Here is an 18902-nt window from a genome sequence, read left to right as displayed (position 1 = left end):
CTTGCTTGTTGACGGCGGCGGCGCTCCTCCCGACACTTCCGCCTGAAACGGGAGACTGCTCTCAAGGGAGATGGCATGAGCGAACGCAACGATACCTACAAAGAGAATATGATGGCCGGGAAAGTCTGCTTCATGTCCGGGGCGACCAGCGGCATCAACCGGCAGATCGCTGTCCGGTTCGCGATGGAAGGCGCCAAGGTCTTCGTCATCTCGCGGTCGCAGGACAAGGTCGATGACACGGTCGCGGAACTGAAGGGCCTGGGTGGAGAGGCAGCAGGCGCGGCGGTCGATGTGCGCAACTGGGACGCGGTCGAGGCGGCGGTGAAATCCTGCGTCGAGACCTTCGGCGAGATCGACATGGTGCTGGCCGGCCAGGCGGGCAATTTCCCGGCAGGCGCGGCGCAGATGTCGGCCAATGCCTTCAAGTCGGTCGTCGATATCGATCTGCTCGGGTCGTTCAACATTTTCCGGGCAACGGTGCACCACGTCCGGAAGCCCGGTGCCAGCCTTATCGCGATTACCGCGCCGCAGGCGACCCATCCATGGCTCTACCAATCCCATGTCTGCGCGGCCAAGGCCGGCGTCAACATGCTGGTGAAGTGTCTCGCCATGGAGTGGGGCGCGAGCGGTATTCGCGTCAATGCGATCTCGCCGGGGCCGATTGCCGATACTGAAGGCATGCGCCGGCTCGCCGGGTCGCCTGAGGCGGCCGAGAAATACAAGGCGGCGCTGGCGTTGAAGGATTTCGGCTCAAAGGACAATATCGCCGATGCGGCCCTGTGGCTGTGTTCGTCGGCGGCGTCCTATGTCACCGGCACGATCCTCGAGGTCGAGGGCGGAACGTCGCTCGGCGACGCCTCCGGTTCGCTGAAACTGTAATGACCGATTGCAGGGCCGTCCTCGTCACCGGTGCCGGCAGCGGCATCGGCAGGGCCATCGCCCTGCATCTGGCCGGGCAGGGCTTCACCGTGTTTGCTGTCGGACGTACCGCGGCGACCCTCGCGGATCTGACAGGAGAGGGTGGCGAGCGCATTATTCCGGTGACCATGGATGTCACCGACGAGGGCTCGGTCGCCGGGGCCATGACGCAGATCGCCAGTCACCTTGACGGTGGAAGCCTTTATGCCGTGGTCAACAATGCCGGGATCTCTGTCACCGGGCCGATCGAGCGTGTGCCCGATGCCGACTGGCGGGCTCAGTTCGATACCAATGTCTTCGGCATGATGAATGTCACCCGGGCGGTGCTGCCGCAGATGCGCGCGGCGGGTGAGGGACGGGTCGTCAACATTTCCTCGGTAACCGGTCGGTTGGCGCCGCCCTTCATGGGCGTCTATGCCGCCTCCAAGCACGCCGTCGAAGGGTTGAGCGATGCGTTGCGCCGGGAGGTGAAACAGTTCGGGATCAAGGTAAGCGTGATCAGGCCGGGATTCGTGAATACCGGCTTCGGCGACCAGGAACAGGCAGGGCTGGAGCCGTACATGCAAGAGGGCGAGCCCTATCGCGACTCATTGATTAAATTCTCCAGATGGCACCATGACAAGGGCCACAAGGCCGCGCCGCCGCCCCATTGCGTCGCTGTCGAAGTCGAGCGGGCGCTGACGGACAAGAGCCCGCGGACCCGCTATAGCGCCCCGCGAAAGGCGCTCTGGCTGATCGCCGCGCGGAATTTTCTCCCGGCACCACTCGTCGATGCCGTCACTGCACGCATCACGGGAATTTCCTAGGTTTTTCAGCTTTTTATGGGCGCTTGCTTGCTGATATGGCATAATCGATGCAGAGCATAGGCGCTGCAGGGGTTGTGGTGAAAGTTTCGGGAGAAGTCCGATGAAGAAAGTCTATATCGCGCTGGTCGTGTTCGTCGGCGCGTCCATGTACATGCTGGGCCAGGCCCAGGTCAGCGCCGGCATCCTTGCCGGTCAGCAGGTGACGCCGAGCGTGACCTATGAATTCATTGAGTGCCAGCGCCCGCAGATATCCAATGCGCCGATCTATGATCGTGACAGCTATCTCAAGGCGATCGACGATTACAATGCGCTTGTTGCGCAGGTGAATACCTACCAGACCTGTATCCGGCGTGAAGCTGAATCCGATATCAGAATTCAGACTGAGGTCATCCGCTCCGCCTACGAAAACGAGTCGGAGCTCATCCGCCTCAACCTCGCCGAGATGCGCGACAGCCTGAACGGCTGGGCTGACGGGGAATAATGTGAAAAGAGTCGCAATAACAGGGGCCTAGCCCTTCGCACTGCAACATAAGTTTTGGCCCGTATTTGGCTTTTCGCCGCTGCGTTCCGCTTGCACAAATTCACCAAACTGGTATCAGGGCTTCCGTAAAACGGAAGCCCTTTTCGTTACCGGTGAAAACGCCATTCGCAGCGCGATAGAACAGAAAGAGCCGATATGCCCATACCGCTTCTGATGCCCGCCCTCTCTCCGACAATGGAGGAAGGGACACTCGCCAAATGGCTGGTCAAGGAAGGGGACACGGTCTCCTCAGGCGATATCGTCGCCGAGATCGAAACCGACAAGGCGACGATGGAAGTCGAGGCGGTCGACGAAGGCACAATCGGCAAGATCCTCGTTCAGGAAGGCACCGAGAACGTCAAGGTGAATCAGCCAATCGCGGTGATTCTCGAGGAAGGCGAAAGCGCTGACGATATCGACATGGACGCCCTCGGCGGCGGCGCGGCCCCTGCCAAGCAGGAAAGCAAAACCGGCGCCGACGATGAAGACGCGAGCGATGAAGACGAGGGCGACGATGCAGCGGCAGAGCCTGCAGAAGCAGGCGATGTGCCGGCCCGTCCTGATTTCACGTCCGGTGACGACATCGAGATCCCCGAAGGCACGAAGATGATCGAGACGGTCGTGCGTGACGCGCTGCGGGATGCTATGGCCGAAGAGATGCGCCGCGACGAAAACGTCTTCGTCATGGGCGAGGAAGTCGCCGAATATCAGGGCGCCTACAAGGTGACCCGCGAATTGCTGCAGGAATTCGGCGAGCGCCGCGTCGTCGACACCCCGATCACCGAATATGGCTTTGCCGGTCTCGGCGTCGGTGCCGCCTTTGCCGGGCTGAAGCCGATCGTCGAGTTCATGACCTGGAACTTCGCCATGCAGGCGATCGACCACATCATCAACTCCGCCGCGAAGACGCGCTATATGTCAGGCGGCCAGATGGGCTGCCCGATCGTGTTCCGCGGCCCGAATGCTGCCGCTGCCCGCGTTGCCGCCCAGCACTCCCAGGATTACTCGCCATGGTATGCCAGCGTGCCGGGCCTGATCGTCATCGCGCCGTATTCGGCTTCTGATGCCAAGGGCCTGCTGAAGGCCGCGATTCGCGACCCGAATCCGGTCGTCTTCCTCGAGCACGAGCTGCTGTATGGCGACAAGGGCGACGTGCCGGACATGGAAGACTTCATTTTGCCGATCGGCAAGGCGAAGGTCGTGCGCGAGGGCACGGATGTCACCATTTCCTCCCATTCGCGCGGCGTGATGTTCGCGCTTGCCGCCGCTGACATGCTGGCCGAGGAGGGCATCTCCGCTGAAGTCATCGACCTGCGTACACTGCGCCCGCTCGACCACCACACGGTCGTCAAATCGGTGAAGAAGACCAACCGTCTCGTCACTGTCGAGGAGGCCTGGGCACCGATGGGTGTCGGGGCCGAGGTCGCCTGGCGTGTCGTGCAGGAAGCCTTCGACTATCTCGATGCGCCGCCCGCCCGCGTGACCCAGGAAGATGCGCCGCTGCCTTACGCGGCCAATCTGGAGGCGCTGAGCTTGCCGAACGCCGACAAGGTCGTTACCGCCGTCAAGAAAGTAATGTATCTGGATAAGTAGGAATATCAGTCCTTTAGACGGTTTTCCTCAAAACAATAACGGAGCACAAATCAATGCCGGTTCCCATTCTAATGCCCGCCTTGTCGCCCACGATGGAAGAGGGCACGCTTGCCAAATGGCTGGTCAAGGAAGGGGACACGGTCTCTTCCGGTGACGTGATTGCCGAGATCGAGACTGACAAGGCGACGATGGAAGTCGAAGCTGTCGACGAAGGCACGATCGGCAAGATCCTGATTGCCGAGGGATCAGAAGGCGTGAAGGTCAATGAGACCATTGCCATTCTGCTGGAAGAAGGCGAAAGCGTCGACGATATCGACGAGGCGGCGATGAAGAACGGCGCTGCGTCCGGCGGCGGCGACAAGACCGATACGAAACAGGCCGACAAGAAAGAGGATGGCTCCAAGCCCGAGCCCTTGAAGGAAGAAGCGAGCGCTGCGACGCCGTCCACCGCGCCGGCAAAACCCTCACAGGATTCCGGCCCCTCACAGGATTCCGGCAAGGACGCGCCGAAACCGAACGGCCGCATCCACGCTTCGCCGCTGGCCAAGCGCATGGCCAGGAATGAAGGTATCGAGCTGACGGCGCTGAAAGGCACCGGACCCCATGGCCGGATCGTCAAGCGCGACATCGAACAGGCGATGAAGGACGGCACCGGCAAGGCCGGAGCGGCTGCTGCTGCGTCCAAATCCTCCGGCGCACCCTATCAGCCGCCGGCAGCCGGGATCGACGAACGCCTTTATCCGGCGGACAGTTATGAGGCGATCAAGAATGACGGCATGCGCAAGACCATCGCCAAGCGCCTGTCGCAGAGCTTCAACGGCGAGGTCCCGCATTTCCCGCTGAATATCGACATCGATCTCGACACGCTGCTGGAAGCCCGCGAGCGCATCAACGCGATGTCGCCGCCAAAAGGCGAGGAGGGCTTCTACAAGGTCTCCGTCAACGATTTCGTGATCAAGGCCTCCGCCATGGCGCTGAAGAAGGTGCCGGCCGCCAACGCGACCTATACCGACGACGCGATCCTGCGGCACAAGCATGCCGATGTCGGCGTCGCCGTCGCGATCGATGGTGGCCTGATCACGCCGATCATCTGGAAGGCGGAAACCAAGGGCCTGCTTCAGATTTCCGCCGAGGTGCGCGACCTTGCAGGCCGTGCCCGCCAGAAGAAGCTGAAGCCCGAGGAATATATGGGCGGCACCTTTGCCGTCTCCAATCTTGGCATGTTCGGCATCAAATCGTTCTCGTCCATCGTGTCGCAGCCGCACGGTGCGATCATGTCGGTCGGCGCGGCGGAAGAGCGGGCGGTCGTGCGCAAGGGCCAGATCATTATCGCCAACCAGATGACCGTGACCCTGACATGCGACCACCGCGTGGTCGATGGCGCGGTCGGTGCGGAATACCTCTCGGTCTTCAAGAAGATGATCGAAGAGCCGACCTCCATGCTTCTGTAGGAAGCGACCCCTCCCGGACCTGCGCGACCTCGCGCGGGCAAACCTGAACAGCTAGAGCCGGACAAAGGTGAAGAATTATGGCCGATAAATCATTCGATCTCGTCGTCATCGGGTCAGGGCCGGGTGGCTATGTCGCTGCGATCCGCGCGGCCCAGCTGGGCATGAAGACCGCGATCATCGAACGCGACAAGCTCGGCGGCGTGTGTCTCAACTGGGGTTGTATCCCGACCAAGGCGCTGCTGCGGACCTCCGAGGTCTACACGACTATGAAACATGCCGAGGAATTCGGCCTGAAGGCGGAAAAGATTTCCTTCGACATCGACGCCATCGTCAAACGCTCGCGCGGGGTCGCGGGCCGGATGGAAAAAGGTATCGGCTTTCTGATGAAGAAGAACAAGGTCGAGACGATCATGGGCGAGGCCAGGCTGAAAGGCGGCAACGGCGCGACGCCGTCGGTCGTGGTCAAGACCGACAAGGGCGAGGAGAAAATCACCGCCAAGCATGTCATCATTGCTACCGGTGCCAGGGCCCGCACGATCCCGGCGGCCGGGCTGGAACCGGATGGCAAATTCATCTGGGCCTCGAAAGAGGCGATGGTGCCCGACATGATGCCGAAATCCATGCTGGTCATCGGCTCCGGCGCGATCGGCATCGAGTTCGCATCGTTCTACAATGCCATGGGTGCCGAGGTGACCGTGGTCGAGATGGTCGACCGTATCCTTCCGGCCGAAGACAAGGAAATCTCCGACTTTGCCCTCAAAGCCTTCAAGAAGCAGGGGATGAACATCATCACCTCCGCCTCCGTCGAGAAACTCGACAAGGGCAAGGACAGCGTCAAGGCGACGATCAAGGGCAAGGACGGCAAGACCCAGGAGATCGAGGTTGAGCGCGTCGTGCTCGCTATCGGCATTACCGGCAATACGGAGAATCTCGGGCTCGAGGAGATCGGCGTAAAGGTCGAACGCGGCCATATCGTGGTGAACGAGTGGCTGGAGACCGGCGTGAAGGGTGTCTACGCCATCGGCGATGTCGTCGGCGCGCCCTGGCTCGCGCATAAGGCGTCCCATGAAGGCGTCATCTGCGTGGAGAAGATCGCCGGCAAGAAGGACGTCCATCCCCTTGATGTGGATATGATTCCGGGCTGTACCTATTGCCAGCCGCAGATCGCCTCTATCGGTCTGACCGAGGCCGAGGCCAAGGAAAAAGGCTACAAGGTCAAGGTCGGCCGCTTCCCGTTCCAGGGTAATGGCAAGGCCGTGGCGCTGGGCGAGCCGGAAGGCCTCGTCAAGACCGTGTTCGACGAGAAAACCGGCGAGCTGCTCGGCGCGCATATGATCGGCGCCGAGGTGACCGAGCTGATCCAGGGCTTCGGCATCGCCAAGACGCTGGAGGCGACGGAAGAGGACTTGTTCCATACCATCTTCCCGCACCCGACCCTTTCGGAAATGATGCATGAGAGCGTGCTCGACGCCTACGGCAAGGTGATCCACACCTGATCTGTTTCGATCAGCCCGCCTTTCGCGCGATCAGGATGGTCGCCCCGCCACAATCGTCCCGGTCGCGGTCGAGCGAGACGATTTCCATGTCGCTGCTGGTGAGTAGTTGCCGATAGTCTGCTTCCGGCAGGCTGGCATGATAGACTGGCTCGCCTTCGATAGTGCCCGTCGCTTCGGCCTCTGTATCCGGGCCGATGGTGATCATCAGCGCACCGCTGGCGGTGACATGGCGGGCGAGGACAGGCAGGCATCGGCGCTGCTCTTCCGGCGACAGGTGGAAAAAGCTGTGCCAGGCGATAACGGCGTCGAACGTCCTCTGGAGGTCGAAATCGCGCATGTCGGCATGGACCCAGGCAGCGGAGGGAAATCGGGCCGCTGCTATATCCAGCATCGGCCGGGCATAGTCGATCCCGGTAACGTCATATCCCTTGCCGACGAGATAGCCCGCTATGGGCCGTCCGGTGCCGCAGCCGATATCGAGAATGCTGCCGCGAGCCGGGATGATGGCGCATAGCCGGTCGAGCCAGGGTTTCTCGAACAGGGTTTTGCTGCGCGACCTGTCAAACCCCGCGGCGTGGCGCTCATAGACATTGCGTGTGTGATCGTCGTGATTTCCGGTCATTTCCCTCCAGCCATAACTGCAGCCATGCGTAGACATGGCCGCCAATGCTGCCTATCTATCTGGATAACAGCATTATTTCATCTGGAGGAAAAACATGGCTGATTTCAATGGCACGTGGAATGTCATCATCAATACGCCCATGGGCAAGCAGGAAGGCACGCTCGTTCTCAATCAAGACGGCAGCGAACTGACCGGCACCATGTCTGCCCAGGGCGACACGGCCCAAGTCAAGAATGGAACGGTCGAAGGCGAGACCGCCAAGTGGCAGGTCGACGTGACCAAGCCGATGCCGCTGACCCTCAACTTCACCGGTGAGAAGGCCGGCGACAACCTCAATGGCAAGGTCGCCCTCGGCGCTTTTGGCAATGCCGATTTCGAAGGCACGCCGGCGTAAGCCTTCCCGAATTTTATGGTTTTGAGGAGGGCCGGTGGTTCAACCGGCCCTTTTTCATGTGGTTTTGCCGCGCCGATCACGAATGGGTGTAGCGCGATATTCGGTCCCGGGGGGCTGTTAAAACCCTGCAAGCATTGCTAAATCCCGTTCATGGTTACATTGATCGACATGACGGTGCCCGGCGCTCCTGAGAAGCCGAAGCTGCGCCACCCGGAGAAGCAGAAGAACCCCGATGCACCGGTGCTGCGCAAGCCGGACTGGATCCGGGTGAAGGCGCCTGTATCGCAAGGGTTCAAGGAGACGCGCGAGATCGTGCGCTCCAAGGGCCTTGTCACGGTGTGCGAAGAGGCGGCCTGTCCGAATATCGGCGAGTGCTGGGAGAAGAAGCACGCGACCATGATGATCATGGGCGATACCTGCACCCGCGCCTGCGCGTTCTGCAATATCCGCACCGGCATGCCAGCGGCGCTTGACGAGAAAGAGCCGGAGAATGTCGCGCTCGCAGTCGAGGAAATGGGGCTCAACCACGTCGTCATCACGTCGGTCGACCGAGATGACCTAGCCGATGGCGGGGCGGAGCATTTTGAGAGGGTGATCAGGGCGATCCGTGCACGGGCACCGGGCACGACGATCGAGATCCTGACGCCGGACTTCCTGCGCAAACCGGGCGCGGCGGAGCGCGTGATCGATGCGCAACCGGACGTGTTCAACCACAATCTCGAAACCGTGCCGCGGCTGTATCGCGCCGTTCGTCCGGGCTCGCGGTATTTCCATTCGCTGCGCCTGCTGGAAAAGGTCAAGGAGCGCGACCCGCAGCAATTCACCAAGTCAGGCATCATGGTCGGCCTCGGCGAGAGCCGCGACGAGGTGATGCAGGTGATGGACGACATGCGTTCCGCCGGGATCGATTTCATTACCATCGGCCAGTATTTGCAGCCGACGCGCAAGCACGCCGCCGTCGACCGGTTCGTCACGCCGCAGGAGTTCAAGTCCTATGAGAGCATTGCGCGCGCCAAGGGCTTCCTGATGGTGTCGGCAACGCCACTGACACGTTCGTCCTATCACGCCGATGCCGATTTCGCGAAACTGCGCGCCGCGCGTCAGGCGAAGCAATAGGTCCGCCGATATGCCGAGCCATCACGACAGACGCAAGGTTCCCTATAGCCCTGACCAGATGTTCGACCTGGTCGCTGACGTCGAGGACTATCCGGAGTTCATCCCGTGGTGCGAAGGCATCCGCCTGCGCAGTGATAACGCCGAAAACGGGCAGGGCGAGCTGATCGCCGACATGATCGTCCGGTACAAGATATTCCGTGAACGGTTCCGGTCGAAGGTCAATCTTGACCGTGAGAACCATTCCATCACGGTCGACTATATCGAAGGACCGTTCAGGAAGCTTGTGAATATCTGGCATTTCGAGCCGCAAGAAAATGGCGGCTGTATCGTCGATTTCAGGATCGAGTTCGAGTTCAAGAACATTCTGCTGCAGACCGCGGCGATGCAGGTATTCGACAAGGCGTTCAAATACATGTCCGACGCCTTCATCAGCCGCGCGGCGGAACTATATCCGGGCAAGAGCCTGAAGCAAGAGGTCTAGGGCCGTCTCAACCGTCCGTTCCCTGACAAAATGGCGAGAGCCTTTCGGGAAGATACGTTTCTCGACCGTAACGCGATCGGGCGCCGCGACGCCGAACCAGACGAGGCCGACAGGCTTTTCGTCCGTGCCGCCGCCCGGACCTGCTACGCCCGTTACCGAAACCGAAAGCCGGGCGCGGCCCTGAAAGGCGGTGAGAGCGCCGGCCGCCATTTCCCGCGCCGTTTGCGCGCTGACCGCGCCGTGCGCGCAGAGCGTCGCCGGGGATACGCCGAGCAGCATCTGTTTTGCTTCGTTCGAGTACGTCATGATCCCGCCTTCAACGACCGCCGATGACCCGGCGATATCTGTCAGGCAGCCGGCGATCAGGCCGCCGGTGCACGATTCTGCCGTAGCAAGATGAATGCCTCTGGCGCTTGCAGACGCAATCACTTTTTCAGCAAGCCGGATGGCTTTCGTTGTCGCCATTACAATCTCTCCGGCAGGCGGACGGTCGCCGTAGCCATGGCGGCGAGGCCTTCCTCGCGGCCAGTGAAACCGAGCCGTTCCGTTGTCGTCGCCTTGACCGAGATCCTGTCCGGCGCGAGTCCCATTATCCTCGCAAGGGCCATACGCATCGCGTCACGATGCGGGCCGATTTTCGGCTTTTCGCAGATCAGCGTGATGTCGCAATGGGTGATGCTCCCGCCGCGGGCAACGACTTCGTTGACGGCCTTTTTCAGGAACACTTGCGATGCGGCGCCTTTCCATTGCGGGTCGGAAGGCGGGAAATGGTCGCCGATATCGCCGAGGCCAATAGCCCCGAACAGGGCATCGGTCAGCGCATGCATGCCGGCGTCCGCATCGGAATGGCCTTTCAGCTTTGCCGTATGCGGAATTTTGACGCCGCACAGGATGACATGGTCGCCCGGCTCGAAGGCGTGCACGTCATAGCCGTGGCCAGTACGGAATTCATAAGTGGTTTCCATGAGCAGTCGTTCCACGATGGCGAAATCCTCCGGCCGCGTAATCTTCATGTTGCGTAGCGAGCCGGGGACGAGTTTCACGGCGATCCCGGCCAGTTCGGCAAGGGCGGCGTCGTCGGTAACCTCTCTTTCGGCAAATTTCTCATGCGCTGCGAGCAGGCGGTCAAAGGCAAAAGCCTGCGGCGTCTGCGCGGCCCAGAGGCCAGTTCGGTCGACGGTTCTGGCGATCACGTCTGCATCGCCGCCGGCTTTCAGCGTGTCGCTCACGGGCAGGGCGGCGAGAGCCCCGTCCACAGTATCCAGCGCCGCCATCAGCCTGTCGAGCGTGTCGTCGTCGATGCCCGGACGCGCGGCATCATGGACCAGCACATGGGTGAAACCCTGACCGGCGAGCGTCTTCAGGCCGTTGTGAACCGATGCCTGCCGGGCCGCGCCGCCGGTGCAGGGTGATCGCAATCTGGCGCTTGCAAAGCCAATGGTGGCGGCGTCGTACAAGGCGCCAGCGCCATCGGCGATGACACAAAGAACCGTGTCGATATCGTCCCGCGCCAGAAATCGCTCGAGTGACCAGGCGAGGACCGGTCGGCCCGCAATCGACTGGTATTGTTTCGGCGTCGGTGACCCGGCGCGAACGCCCTTGCCGGCGGCAACGATGATGGCGGCTGTTTTCATGACCATTCTCTAGACCGCTTCGACGCCAAAATCATCCTTGCGATTTGTGCCTCGCGCGATAAAAACGGCCAATGATCTCAATCGGCCCCGTCACCACGCGGAACAATGTCTTTCTCGCGCCCATGTCGGGCGTCTCCGACCTGCCATTCCGGCAGGCCGCGTGGGAATGCGGGGCCGGGCTCGTCGTCTCCGAAATGGTCGCGAGCGAGGAACTTGTCCGGGCTCGGCCCGACGTCGTCCTGCGCACCGCTGGCGATAAGGCGATCCACCCCAGCGTGATCCAGCTTGCCGGCCGCGAGGCGGAATGGATGGCCGAGGGTGCCCGCATCGCGGAGGGCCTCGGCGCCGATGTCATCGACATCAATATGGGCTGCCCGGCGCGGCAGGTGACCGGTGCGCTGTCAGGCTCTGCCCTGATGCGCAATGCCGACCATGCGCTGGAGCTGATCGCGGCGACGGTCAAGGCGGTTTCCGTGCCGGTGACCCTGAAGATGCGCCTTGGCTGGGACCATGACAGCCTGAACGCGCCGGAGATCGCCGCGCGGGCCGAGGCCGCTGGGGTCAAACTGATCACCGTGCATGGCCGCACGCGCTGCCAGTTCTACAAGGGCGAGGCCGACTGGGATGCCGTCCGCGCAACGGTCGAGGCGGTCAGCCTGCCGGTGATCGTCAATGGCGATATCCGGTCGCTGGCCGATGCGCGCGCGGCTCTCAAGGCGTCCGGCGCCGGTGGCGTGATGATCGGCCGGGCGGCCGAAGGCCAGCCCTGGCTGCCGGGTATGATCGCCGATGCCCTTGCCGGCGGCGAGGGGCGGGCGCCGTCACTTGAGTGGCAGGCGGCCATCGCCCTGCGTCACTATCGGGCAACTGTCGAATTGTATACCGATGGCCATGGCGGCGGGGCGGAAATGGGCCAGCGGCTCGGTGTCCGCATGGCGCGCAAGCATGTCGCTGCGTATGTCGACCGGCTCGCCCGGCCGCTGGAGCCTGGCCAACGCCGCCACTTCCGGGCAAGCCTGTGCAGTTCGCACGATCCCGTGGAAGTTGCGGAAAAGCTCGAGCAACTGTTCCTTGACGATATTTCTCGGCTCGGACCCCTTGCGGCCTGACCCGAACTGCGCTTTTTCGGTCACATTATTGTTGATTTTTTACAACATTGGGCGCAGCATCCCTTAGTTACTTTGTCACGCTCATTGCTTTGACCCGGCAGGAAGAAAGAGTTTTCAGCCGATGGCCGACAGGCGCAATTTACTGCAGGAATTACGGACGGACCTGCGCCGGTTGACGCAGATTTTCCCGACCAACTGGGTCACGATCGGCCTGATCGGGGCGGCGCTGGTCATTTTCCTGATCACCATGATCTCGTTTACGACCCTGATCGAAGGCCTGCCAACCATGCTGGCGGTCATGTTCGCCGCCTGCGTCGTTCTGGTCGGGCTGCTGTCGCTGCGAGTGTTCGGCAGGCTGTATGGGGTTTGGCGCGACCGGCGGACCGCAAAGGCGGGCTCGCGGCTTCACCTGCGTCTCGTCGCGCTTCTGTCGACGGTCGCGATCCTGCCGACGATCATCGCCTTCATGTTCTCGGCGTTCATCCTGTCGACCGTCTCGGACGAGTTCTTCGTCGACAGGATCGACTATGCGGCGGATACGGCCCGCGGGGTCGCGAACAGCTATTTCGGTTCGGTCGCCGACAAGATGGGTAATGAAATGGCGCGGGTCGCGGTCGACCTGACGATTCTGGAGCAAAGCGGGCGGGGGATCGAGGTCAATCCTATCGGGTTTCGGCAATATCTTTACGGTCAGGCGATCTTGCGCGACTGGGCGGCGATCTATCTGGTTGACGGCAACAAGCAGATCATCGCCCGCGTCGAAACGGTGCCGGGCGTCGACTACCGGTTGCCGGATGCGCAGACTTTCCAGCAGGTCGATGTGGCGAACGATGTTTCCGGCCGGTTCAATTTCGTGCCGCAGAACCCGGACAAGCTCGATCTCTATCGCGGCACGCTGAAGATCCGCGCCTATGATGGCGGTTATCTCATCGCCTATCTCGGCGAGAGCCCGATCATGACCAATGAGCTGCTGAAAGTACGCGAGTTCCGTGACAGCACGGCCTCCTTCAAGTCGCGGCTCAGTGACCTGAGAGAGATGTTTGGCATCGGTTACGCGCTGTTGGCGCTAATCATTCTGCTTGGCGCGGTGTGGAGCGGCATGATGGTGGCAACGGCGATCGTCTCGCCGATCGGCCGCCTCGGCACAGCGGCGGAAAAGATTTCCCAGGGCGATCTCGGTCAGCAGGTCGATATCCGGAAAGGCGATGGCGAACTCGGTGATTTCGCGGCAACCTTCAACCGGATGTCGCTGCAATTGCAGACGCAACGCGATGACCTGATCGAGGCCAACCGCCAGTCCGATGACAGGCGCCAGTTTACCGAGGCGGTCCTCTCTGGCGTGTCCGCCGGGGTGCTCGGCGTATCAGCTGAAGGGCGCCTGACGATTGCCAATCGCACGGCGACGGAACTGCTTCAGGTCAGCTCCGGCAAGATCAAGGGCATGCAGTTGAAGGATGTCTCGACCGAGCTGGCCAAGCTGTTCATGGAAGCCGAAGAGGGCGGTGATGAGGTCAGCGGGCAGGTCGAGATCGCGCGCGGTTCGCAGACGCGTATCCTGAACGTCCGCATCGGGAACACATCCTCCGGTGAGACGCTGACATACGTCATCACTTTCGATGATATCACCGAGCTGATCTCGGCCCAGCGGAATGCCGCGTGGGGCGATGTCGCGCGGCGGATCGCGCATGAGATCAAGAATCCGCTGACGCCGATCCAGCTTTCGGCCGAGCGCTTGCGTCGCAAATATCGTGACGAGATTACGTCCAGCCCCGAAGTGTTCGAGCGCTGTACGGAGACGATCATTCGCCATGTCGGCGATATTGGCCGGATGGTGAATGAGTTCTCGTCCTTTGCCCGTATGCCGGAACCGGTGATGTCAAAGGAGAATATCAAGGAAATCGTGCGCAATGCCGTCTTCCCGTTCCAGGTCGCCCATGGCGACATCGATTTCGAGACGTCCTTCCCCAAGAGTGCGGTCACGGCCTATTGCGACGGACGGTTGCTTGTTCAGGCGTGTACGAACCTTGTCAAGAATGCCGTCGAGGCGATCGAGGAGCGCCAGCAGAAAGGCGTTGATCCATCCCATGGCCACATCCGGATATCTGTTGCACGGGAGGCGAGATTTGTGACGATCAGCGTGGTCGACAATGGCGTCGGCCTGCCGCAGCAGGTCAGCCACCGCCTGACGGAGCCCTATATGACGACGCGCAAGAAGGGGACCGGTCTTGGCCTTGCCATCGTCCGCAAAGTCATCGAGGAACATGGTGGCACGCTGACCTTCGAGAATGATACGAGCCTTGGCGAGACCGGGGCCCGCATGACGATGACGCTGCCCCGCGAGACGCCCGACGGCAGCGAGAAGACTGACGATACCGCACACGATATGGGTAGCGACCCGGAAGATACTGAACAGGTTCAGGAGCAGGTTTAATGGCAATAGACGTTTTGGTGGTCGATGATGAACAGGACATTCGCGAGTTAATCTCGGGAATTCTGGAGGATGAGGGGTATTCGCCACGGACGGCGGGCGATAGCGATTCCGTCTTCCGTGCACTGACAAGCCGTGTGCCCGCGCTGGTCATTCTCGATATCTGGCTGCAGGGCTCTCGCCTCGACGGGCTGGAAATCCTCGAGGAGCTGAAGAAGCTGCATCCGAGCCTGCCCATCCTGATTATCTCGGGCCACGGCAATATCGAAACGGCGGTCGCGGCAATCAAACGCGGCGCGTATGACTTCATCGAGAAGCCCTTCAATTCCGACAAGCTGCTGCTGACCGTGCAGCGCGCCCTCGAGACAGCACGTCTGCGCCGGGAGAACACGCATCTGCGCAGCCGCACGAGTGAACTCGGCCTGATCGGCAAATCGACCCTGATGACGCAGTTGCGGTCATTGATCGAACGGATTGCCGATTCCCGCTCTCGCGTGCTGATCTGCGGGCCTGACGGGTCCGGTAAGGAAATCATTGCACGGACCATCCATGCCCAGTCGAACCGTGCCGACCTGCCGTTTGTGGTCGCAGGCTCAGCCTCCATCTCTCCTGAAAAAATGGAAGAGGAGCTTTTCGGTATCGAAGGCAGCGACGGCAAGCCGGCCAAGGTCGGCTTGATGGAAGAGGCCCATGGCGGGACGCTGCTGTTCGACGAGATCGGCGATATGCCGCTGGAAACGCAGGGCAAGGTCTTGCGTGTCCTTGTCGATCAGCGCTTTACCCGTGTCGGCGGCCATTCGCCGGTCGAGGTTGACGTGCGCATCGTCACGACGACAGCCAAGGACCTGCTCGCCGAGGCCGAGAATGGCAAGTTCCGCTCCGATCTCTATCATCGTCTGAACGTGGTCTCGATCACGGCACCATCGCTGGCAGCGCGGCGAGAGGATATTCAGCAGCTGGCGGAGTATTTCATCAGTGCCATCTCGCGCCAGGGCGGTATCCAGAAGCGTACGCTGTCACAGGAAGCACTTGCCGCTCTGCAGGCATATCACTGGCCGGGCAACGTCCGCCAGCTGCGCAACGTGATCGAGCAGACGCTGATCCTGATGGGCCGGGGCGGCGAAGCGGAGATCACCGTCGACAAGCTGCCGCTCGATATCGTCAATTCCGGGCCGAGCCTGCCGACAAGCGATAACCTGCAACAGATCATCGCCCTACCGCTGCGCGAAGCGCGGGAGAAGTTCGAGCGCGAATACCTGCTGGCACAGATCAACCGGTTCGGGGGCAATATCTCCCGCACGGCGAGCTTCATCTGCATGGAGCGTTCTGCGCTACACAGGAAGCTGAAGGCGCTGGGGATTACACCCCATGTTCGCCCCGACACGCCGGCGCAATAGCCATGCCAACGCTGCGAGAAACACTTCACAGGAACAGGACTGGTTTATGAGAGTCATCGTTTGCGGAGCAGGCCGTGTCGGCTACGGGATCGCGACACGACTGGCGCGGGAAAAGTTCAACGTCACGATCATCGATCAGAACAAGGAACTTGTGCGCGGCGTCACGGAGCGTCTCGATGTGCGCGGCGTCGTCGGCAACGGGTCCTATCCAGACACGCTGGTCGAGGCCGGTGCCAAGGAAGCGGACATGCTGATCGCCGTGACCCATTCCGACGAAGTCAATATCGTCGCCTGCCAGATCGCCCATACGCTGTTCGACGTGCCGACGAAGATCGCGCGGATCCGGTCGCAGAGCTATCTCGATCCCAAATATGCCGACATGTTCTCACGGACCAATATTCCGATCGATGTGATCATTTCGCCGGAGGAGGAAGTCGCCGAGGCCGTTCTGCAACGCTTGTCGACACCGGGCGCGTTCGAGATCAAGCCCTTTGCCGATGGGCGCATCTGGGCCCTGGGCGTGCGCCTCGCGCCGGAATGCCCGATCCTCAATACCCCGCTGCGCCAGGTCGCCGAATTGTTTCCCGACCTCAGGATCACGATTGTCGGGGTCAAGCGAAAGACGAAGATATTCAGACCGCATGCGGACGATCAGCTACAGGAAGGCGATGATATCTATTTCGTTGCCGACCGCACCAAGGTCGACCGGGCACTCCAGATTCTCGGCCAGAGCGCGGCGCAGGCCCGCCGCGTCATCATCATCGGCGGCGGCAATATCGGCTACCACGTGGCCCGGTCACTGGAGAGGCTCGGCTCGATGAAAATACGCCTGATCGAGAGCGATCCCGAGAGGGCCGCCGTGGTTGCGGAGAAACTGGAACGCACGGTCGTGCTCAACGGCAATGGCCTCGACTCGGAAATCCTCAGAGAGGCGGGGGCTGAAGACGCCGAAACAGTGGTCTCCCTGACGAACTCCGACCAGGTCAATATCTTGAGCGCGCTCGTTGCCAAGCGGGAAGGGACCCGCCGCGCCATGGTGCTGATCAACGAGCCCGATTACGGGCCGCTCGCGCAGTCGGTCGGTGTCGACCGCTATATCGATCCGCGGGCAACGACGGTATCGACGATCCTCCAGCATGTCAGGCGCGGGCGGATCAAGGGCGTCTTCTCCCTGCTCGATGGCCAGGCCGAGCTGATCGACGCAATTGCACTGGAAACGTCGAGCCTCGTCGGCGAACCGCTGCGTACGGTGGCGCTGCCCTCCGGTGTCGTCATCGGGGCGATCATGCGCGATGACGAGGTCATCCTGCCCAATGCCGACACCAGCATCAATGCAGGCGACCGCGTAGTGCTTCTGGCGCTGCGCGATCACGTCAAGGACGTCGAACAGATGTTCCGCGTCAGCCTGGAATACTTCTAGGACATGAATGCGCTCGCGCTTCTTTGGTGGATCGGCGCCGCGATCGCGGTGCTGGCCGTGGCGATGGTGATCCCGGCCCTCAGTTGCATCGCGAGCGGCGACTACGCCGGCCTGTCGGTCTTCGCCCTGTCGCTGATCATGTGCGGCACGATTGGCGGCGGGTTGATGCTGATCAGCCGCAACCGGGTCGAGACCAGCCATTCAAAGGCTGGCATCCGCGAGATCACCCTGTTCCTAATTATCTGGTGGGGTCTGATCCCGTTCCTCGGCGGATTACCCTTCCTTCTGTCCGGCTTTTCCCTGGGCGATGCGTGGTTCGAAGCCGTGTCCGCTGTCACGACTACCGGCGCATGGCTGTCGCAGGAGACGGCGCGGGCCGACTATGCCCGGATGCTGTGGCGCGCGGAACTGCAATGGCTCGGCGGGCTCGTCTCGATTTCATCTGCGGCGGCGGTGTTCATCCGGCCGCAATTCATCGGTATCGATGTCGTCAACACGCCTTTTGCCCGCGGCGAGCAGGAATCCTTTCTGCGGGCCTTCCGCAAGGCGGTATCGGTCTTCCTGCCGATCTATTCGCTGATCGCGCTCGTGATCTTCGTCCTGTTCGTGGTGTCCGGGGCGCCGCCAAGCTCGGCGGTGATCATGGCGCTGTCCTTCACCGCTTCCGGCGGGTTCGTGCCGGAGACAGACGGATTTGCAGCCTATGGTGCGTTTGTACCCGTCGCCGGGCTGGTCGCGATGATCCTCGGCGGGGTCAGTTTCATTTCGGTGGCGCGGGTGCTGGCGCCCTATGACACGTCGCTGAGGTTTCGCGATGACCGGGAAACGCCTGTTTTTCTGGCGCTGGTGGTCGCCATCACGTTCATCTTTGCCCTCTCGGCCGGGACCGGCATTACCGGGATCACCGACCAGCTGCTCAATGCGGCCTCGCTCCTGTCGACCAATGGCATCCTGACCGGCGATCATCCGGCGCTGACGCCGGTACTGGTCACCGCGATCATCGGCGGTGCCTCGATCTCAGCCGCCGGCGGGATCAAGCTGGTGCGCTGGCTCGTCACCTTCGAGCGGGCGGGAGAGGAAATCTGGAAGCTGATCCATCCAAGCGGTGTGCTGGGCAAGGCGCGGGCGGTGAACGAGCTTGGCGTCTGGGTGCATTTCGTTGCCTTCACCATGATCCTCAGCGTGCTCGTACTGGTCATCACCATTTACGGGACGCCGCTGGAGCTGAGCGTGACCACCGCCGTCTCCGTGATCAGCAATGCCGGACCGATGATCGCAGCGGCGCCGGGCGGCATCACCGATTACAATACCTTCGATCCGATGTTGCGCGTGCTGCTTGCAATCGGCATGATTGTCGGCAGGATCGAGATGGTCGTTGCCCTGTCCGTTCTCAACCGCGCCTTCTGGCGGGGATGATTTTTCGGGAGCGGGGCGCGAAACCACTTGAAAGCAAAACCGGTCTGGGCGAGACTGATTTTGTGCAGTGCAAAAATGCTGGTCCGACACGCGACAGAGAC

General features: G+C 61.5%; 17 protein-coding genes. 14 read left to right on the top strand and 3 right to left on the bottom strand.

The window, feature by feature from the left end:
- Positions 1-75: 75 nt before the first annotated feature.
- The 6 genes from IEV88_RS05520 (at position 76) to lpdA (ending at position 6784) form a co-directional block, all read left to right on the top strand.
- On the top strand, positions 76-879 hold the full coding sequence (locus IEV88_RS05520) for an SDR family oxidoreductase (RefSeq protein ID WP_188160253.1): 804 nt from the start codon (positions 76-78) through the stop codon (positions 877-879).
- Positions 879-1724, top strand: coding sequence for an SDR family oxidoreductase (locus IEV88_RS05515; protein ID WP_188160252.1), 846 nt, complete (start codon positions 879-881; stop codon positions 1722-1724). Before IEV88_RS05520 ends, IEV88_RS05515 begins: the two co-directional genes overlap by 1 nt.
- A gap of 100 nt (positions 1725-1824) precedes the next feature.
- Complete coding sequence (locus tag IEV88_RS05510; RefSeq protein ID WP_188160251.1) at positions 1825-2205, top strand: hypothetical protein; 381 nt, start codon at positions 1825-1827, stop codon at positions 2203-2205.
- A gap of 195 nt (positions 2206-2400) precedes the next feature.
- Positions 2401-3837, top strand: coding sequence for a pyruvate dehydrogenase complex E1 component subunit beta (locus IEV88_RS05505; RefSeq protein WP_188160250.1), 1437 nt, complete (start codon positions 2401-2403; stop codon positions 3835-3837).
- A 53-nt stretch (positions 3838-3890) separates the two neighbouring features.
- A complete protein-coding gene (locus IEV88_RS05500) occupies positions 3891-5288 on the top strand; it encodes a pyruvate dehydrogenase complex dihydrolipoamide acetyltransferase (RefSeq protein ID WP_188160249.1) in 1398 nt (465 codons plus the stop codon).
- 77 nt (positions 5289-5365) lie between these two features.
- Complete coding sequence (gene lpdA / locus IEV88_RS05495) at positions 5366-6784, top strand: dihydrolipoyl dehydrogenase (RefSeq protein ID WP_188160248.1); 1419 nt, start codon at positions 5366-5368, stop codon at positions 6782-6784.
- Between the two features lie 10 nt (positions 6785-6794).
- Here lpdA and IEV88_RS05490 read toward each other — a convergent pair whose 3' ends face one another.
- Positions 6795-7406 carry a class I SAM-dependent methyltransferase gene (locus IEV88_RS05490; protein ID WP_188160247.1) on the bottom strand — a complete coding sequence of 204 codons (612 nt, stop codon included), beginning with the start codon at positions 7404-7406 and terminating at the stop codon, positions 6795-6797.
- Between the two features lie 94 nt (positions 7407-7500).
- Here IEV88_RS05490 and IEV88_RS05485 point away from each other — a divergent pair, with 94 nt between their 5' ends.
- The 3 genes from IEV88_RS05485 (at position 7501) to IEV88_RS05475 (ending at position 9397) form a co-directional block, all read left to right on the top strand.
- A complete protein-coding gene (locus tag IEV88_RS05485; protein WP_188160246.1) occupies positions 7501-7800 on the top strand; it encodes a hypothetical protein in 300 nt (99 codons plus the stop codon).
- Between the two features lie 150 nt (positions 7801-7950).
- Positions 7951-8916, top strand: coding sequence for a lipoyl synthase (gene lipA / locus IEV88_RS05480; RefSeq protein WP_188160245.1), 966 nt, complete (start codon positions 7951-7953; stop codon positions 8914-8916).
- Between the two features lie 10 nt (positions 8917-8926).
- On the top strand, positions 8927-9397 hold the full coding sequence (locus IEV88_RS05475) for a type II toxin-antitoxin system RatA family toxin (protein ID WP_188160244.1): 471 nt from the start codon (positions 8927-8929) through the stop codon (positions 9395-9397).
- On the opposite strand, the gene IEV88_RS05470 is transcribed toward IEV88_RS05475, so the two are convergent.
- Both IEV88_RS05470 and IEV88_RS05465 read right to left on the bottom strand, forming a co-directional pair.
- A complete protein-coding gene (locus IEV88_RS05470) occupies positions 9362-9862 on the bottom strand; it encodes a CinA family protein (RefSeq protein WP_188160243.1) in 501 nt (166 codons plus the stop codon). The two genes, IEV88_RS05475 and IEV88_RS05470, sit on opposite strands and share 36 nt — an antisense overlap.
- Positions 9862-11031: a bifunctional 2-C-methyl-D-erythritol 4-phosphate cytidylyltransferase/2-C-methyl-D-erythritol 2,4-cyclodiphosphate synthase gene (locus IEV88_RS05465; RefSeq protein ID WP_188160242.1), complete on the bottom strand. Its 1170-nt coding sequence runs from the start codon at positions 11029-11031 to the stop codon at positions 9862-9864. The genes IEV88_RS05470 and IEV88_RS05465 overlap by 1 nt, the downstream gene beginning before the upstream one ends.
- A gap of 71 nt (positions 11032-11102) precedes the next feature.
- Between IEV88_RS05465 and dusB the strand changes: the two genes are divergently transcribed.
- The 5 genes from dusB (at position 11103) to IEV88_RS05440 (ending at position 18801) form a co-directional block, all read left to right on the top strand.
- Entirely contained in the window at positions 11103-12140 is a 1038-nt protein-coding gene (gene dusB / locus IEV88_RS05460; protein ID WP_188160241.1) for a tRNA dihydrouridine synthase DusB, read from the top strand.
- Between the two features lie 121 nt (positions 12141-12261).
- Complete coding sequence (locus tag IEV88_RS05455; protein WP_188160240.1) at positions 12262-14571, top strand: sensor histidine kinase NtrY-like; 2310 nt, start codon at positions 12262-12264, stop codon at positions 14569-14571.
- Positions 14571-15965, top strand: coding sequence for a nitrogen assimilation response regulator NtrX (gene ntrX / locus IEV88_RS05450; protein WP_188160239.1), 1395 nt, complete (start codon positions 14571-14573; stop codon positions 15963-15965). The genes IEV88_RS05455 and ntrX overlap by 1 nt, the downstream gene beginning before the upstream one ends.
- Positions 15966-16011: 46 nt before the next feature.
- Positions 16012-17385, top strand: coding sequence for a Trk system potassium transporter TrkA (gene trkA / locus IEV88_RS05445; RefSeq protein ID WP_188160238.1), 1374 nt, complete (start codon positions 16012-16014; stop codon positions 17383-17385).
- A gap of 3 nt (positions 17386-17388) precedes the next feature.
- Positions 17389-18801, top strand: a complete 1413-nt coding sequence (locus tag IEV88_RS05440; protein ID WP_188160237.1) for a potassium transporter TrkG — start codon at positions 17389-17391, stop codon at positions 18799-18801.
- The last annotated feature ends 101 nt before the right edge of the window (positions 18802-18902 follow it).

Origin of the sequence: Aquisalinus flavus, from assembly GCF_014640095.1 — a bacterium.
Taxonomy (GTDB): domain Bacteria; phylum Pseudomonadota; class Alphaproteobacteria; order Caulobacterales; family Parvularculaceae; genus Aquisalinus; species Aquisalinus flavus.
Note: the sequence above shows the minus strand (reverse complement) of the source record. Positions and strands in the feature narration are given on the sequence as shown.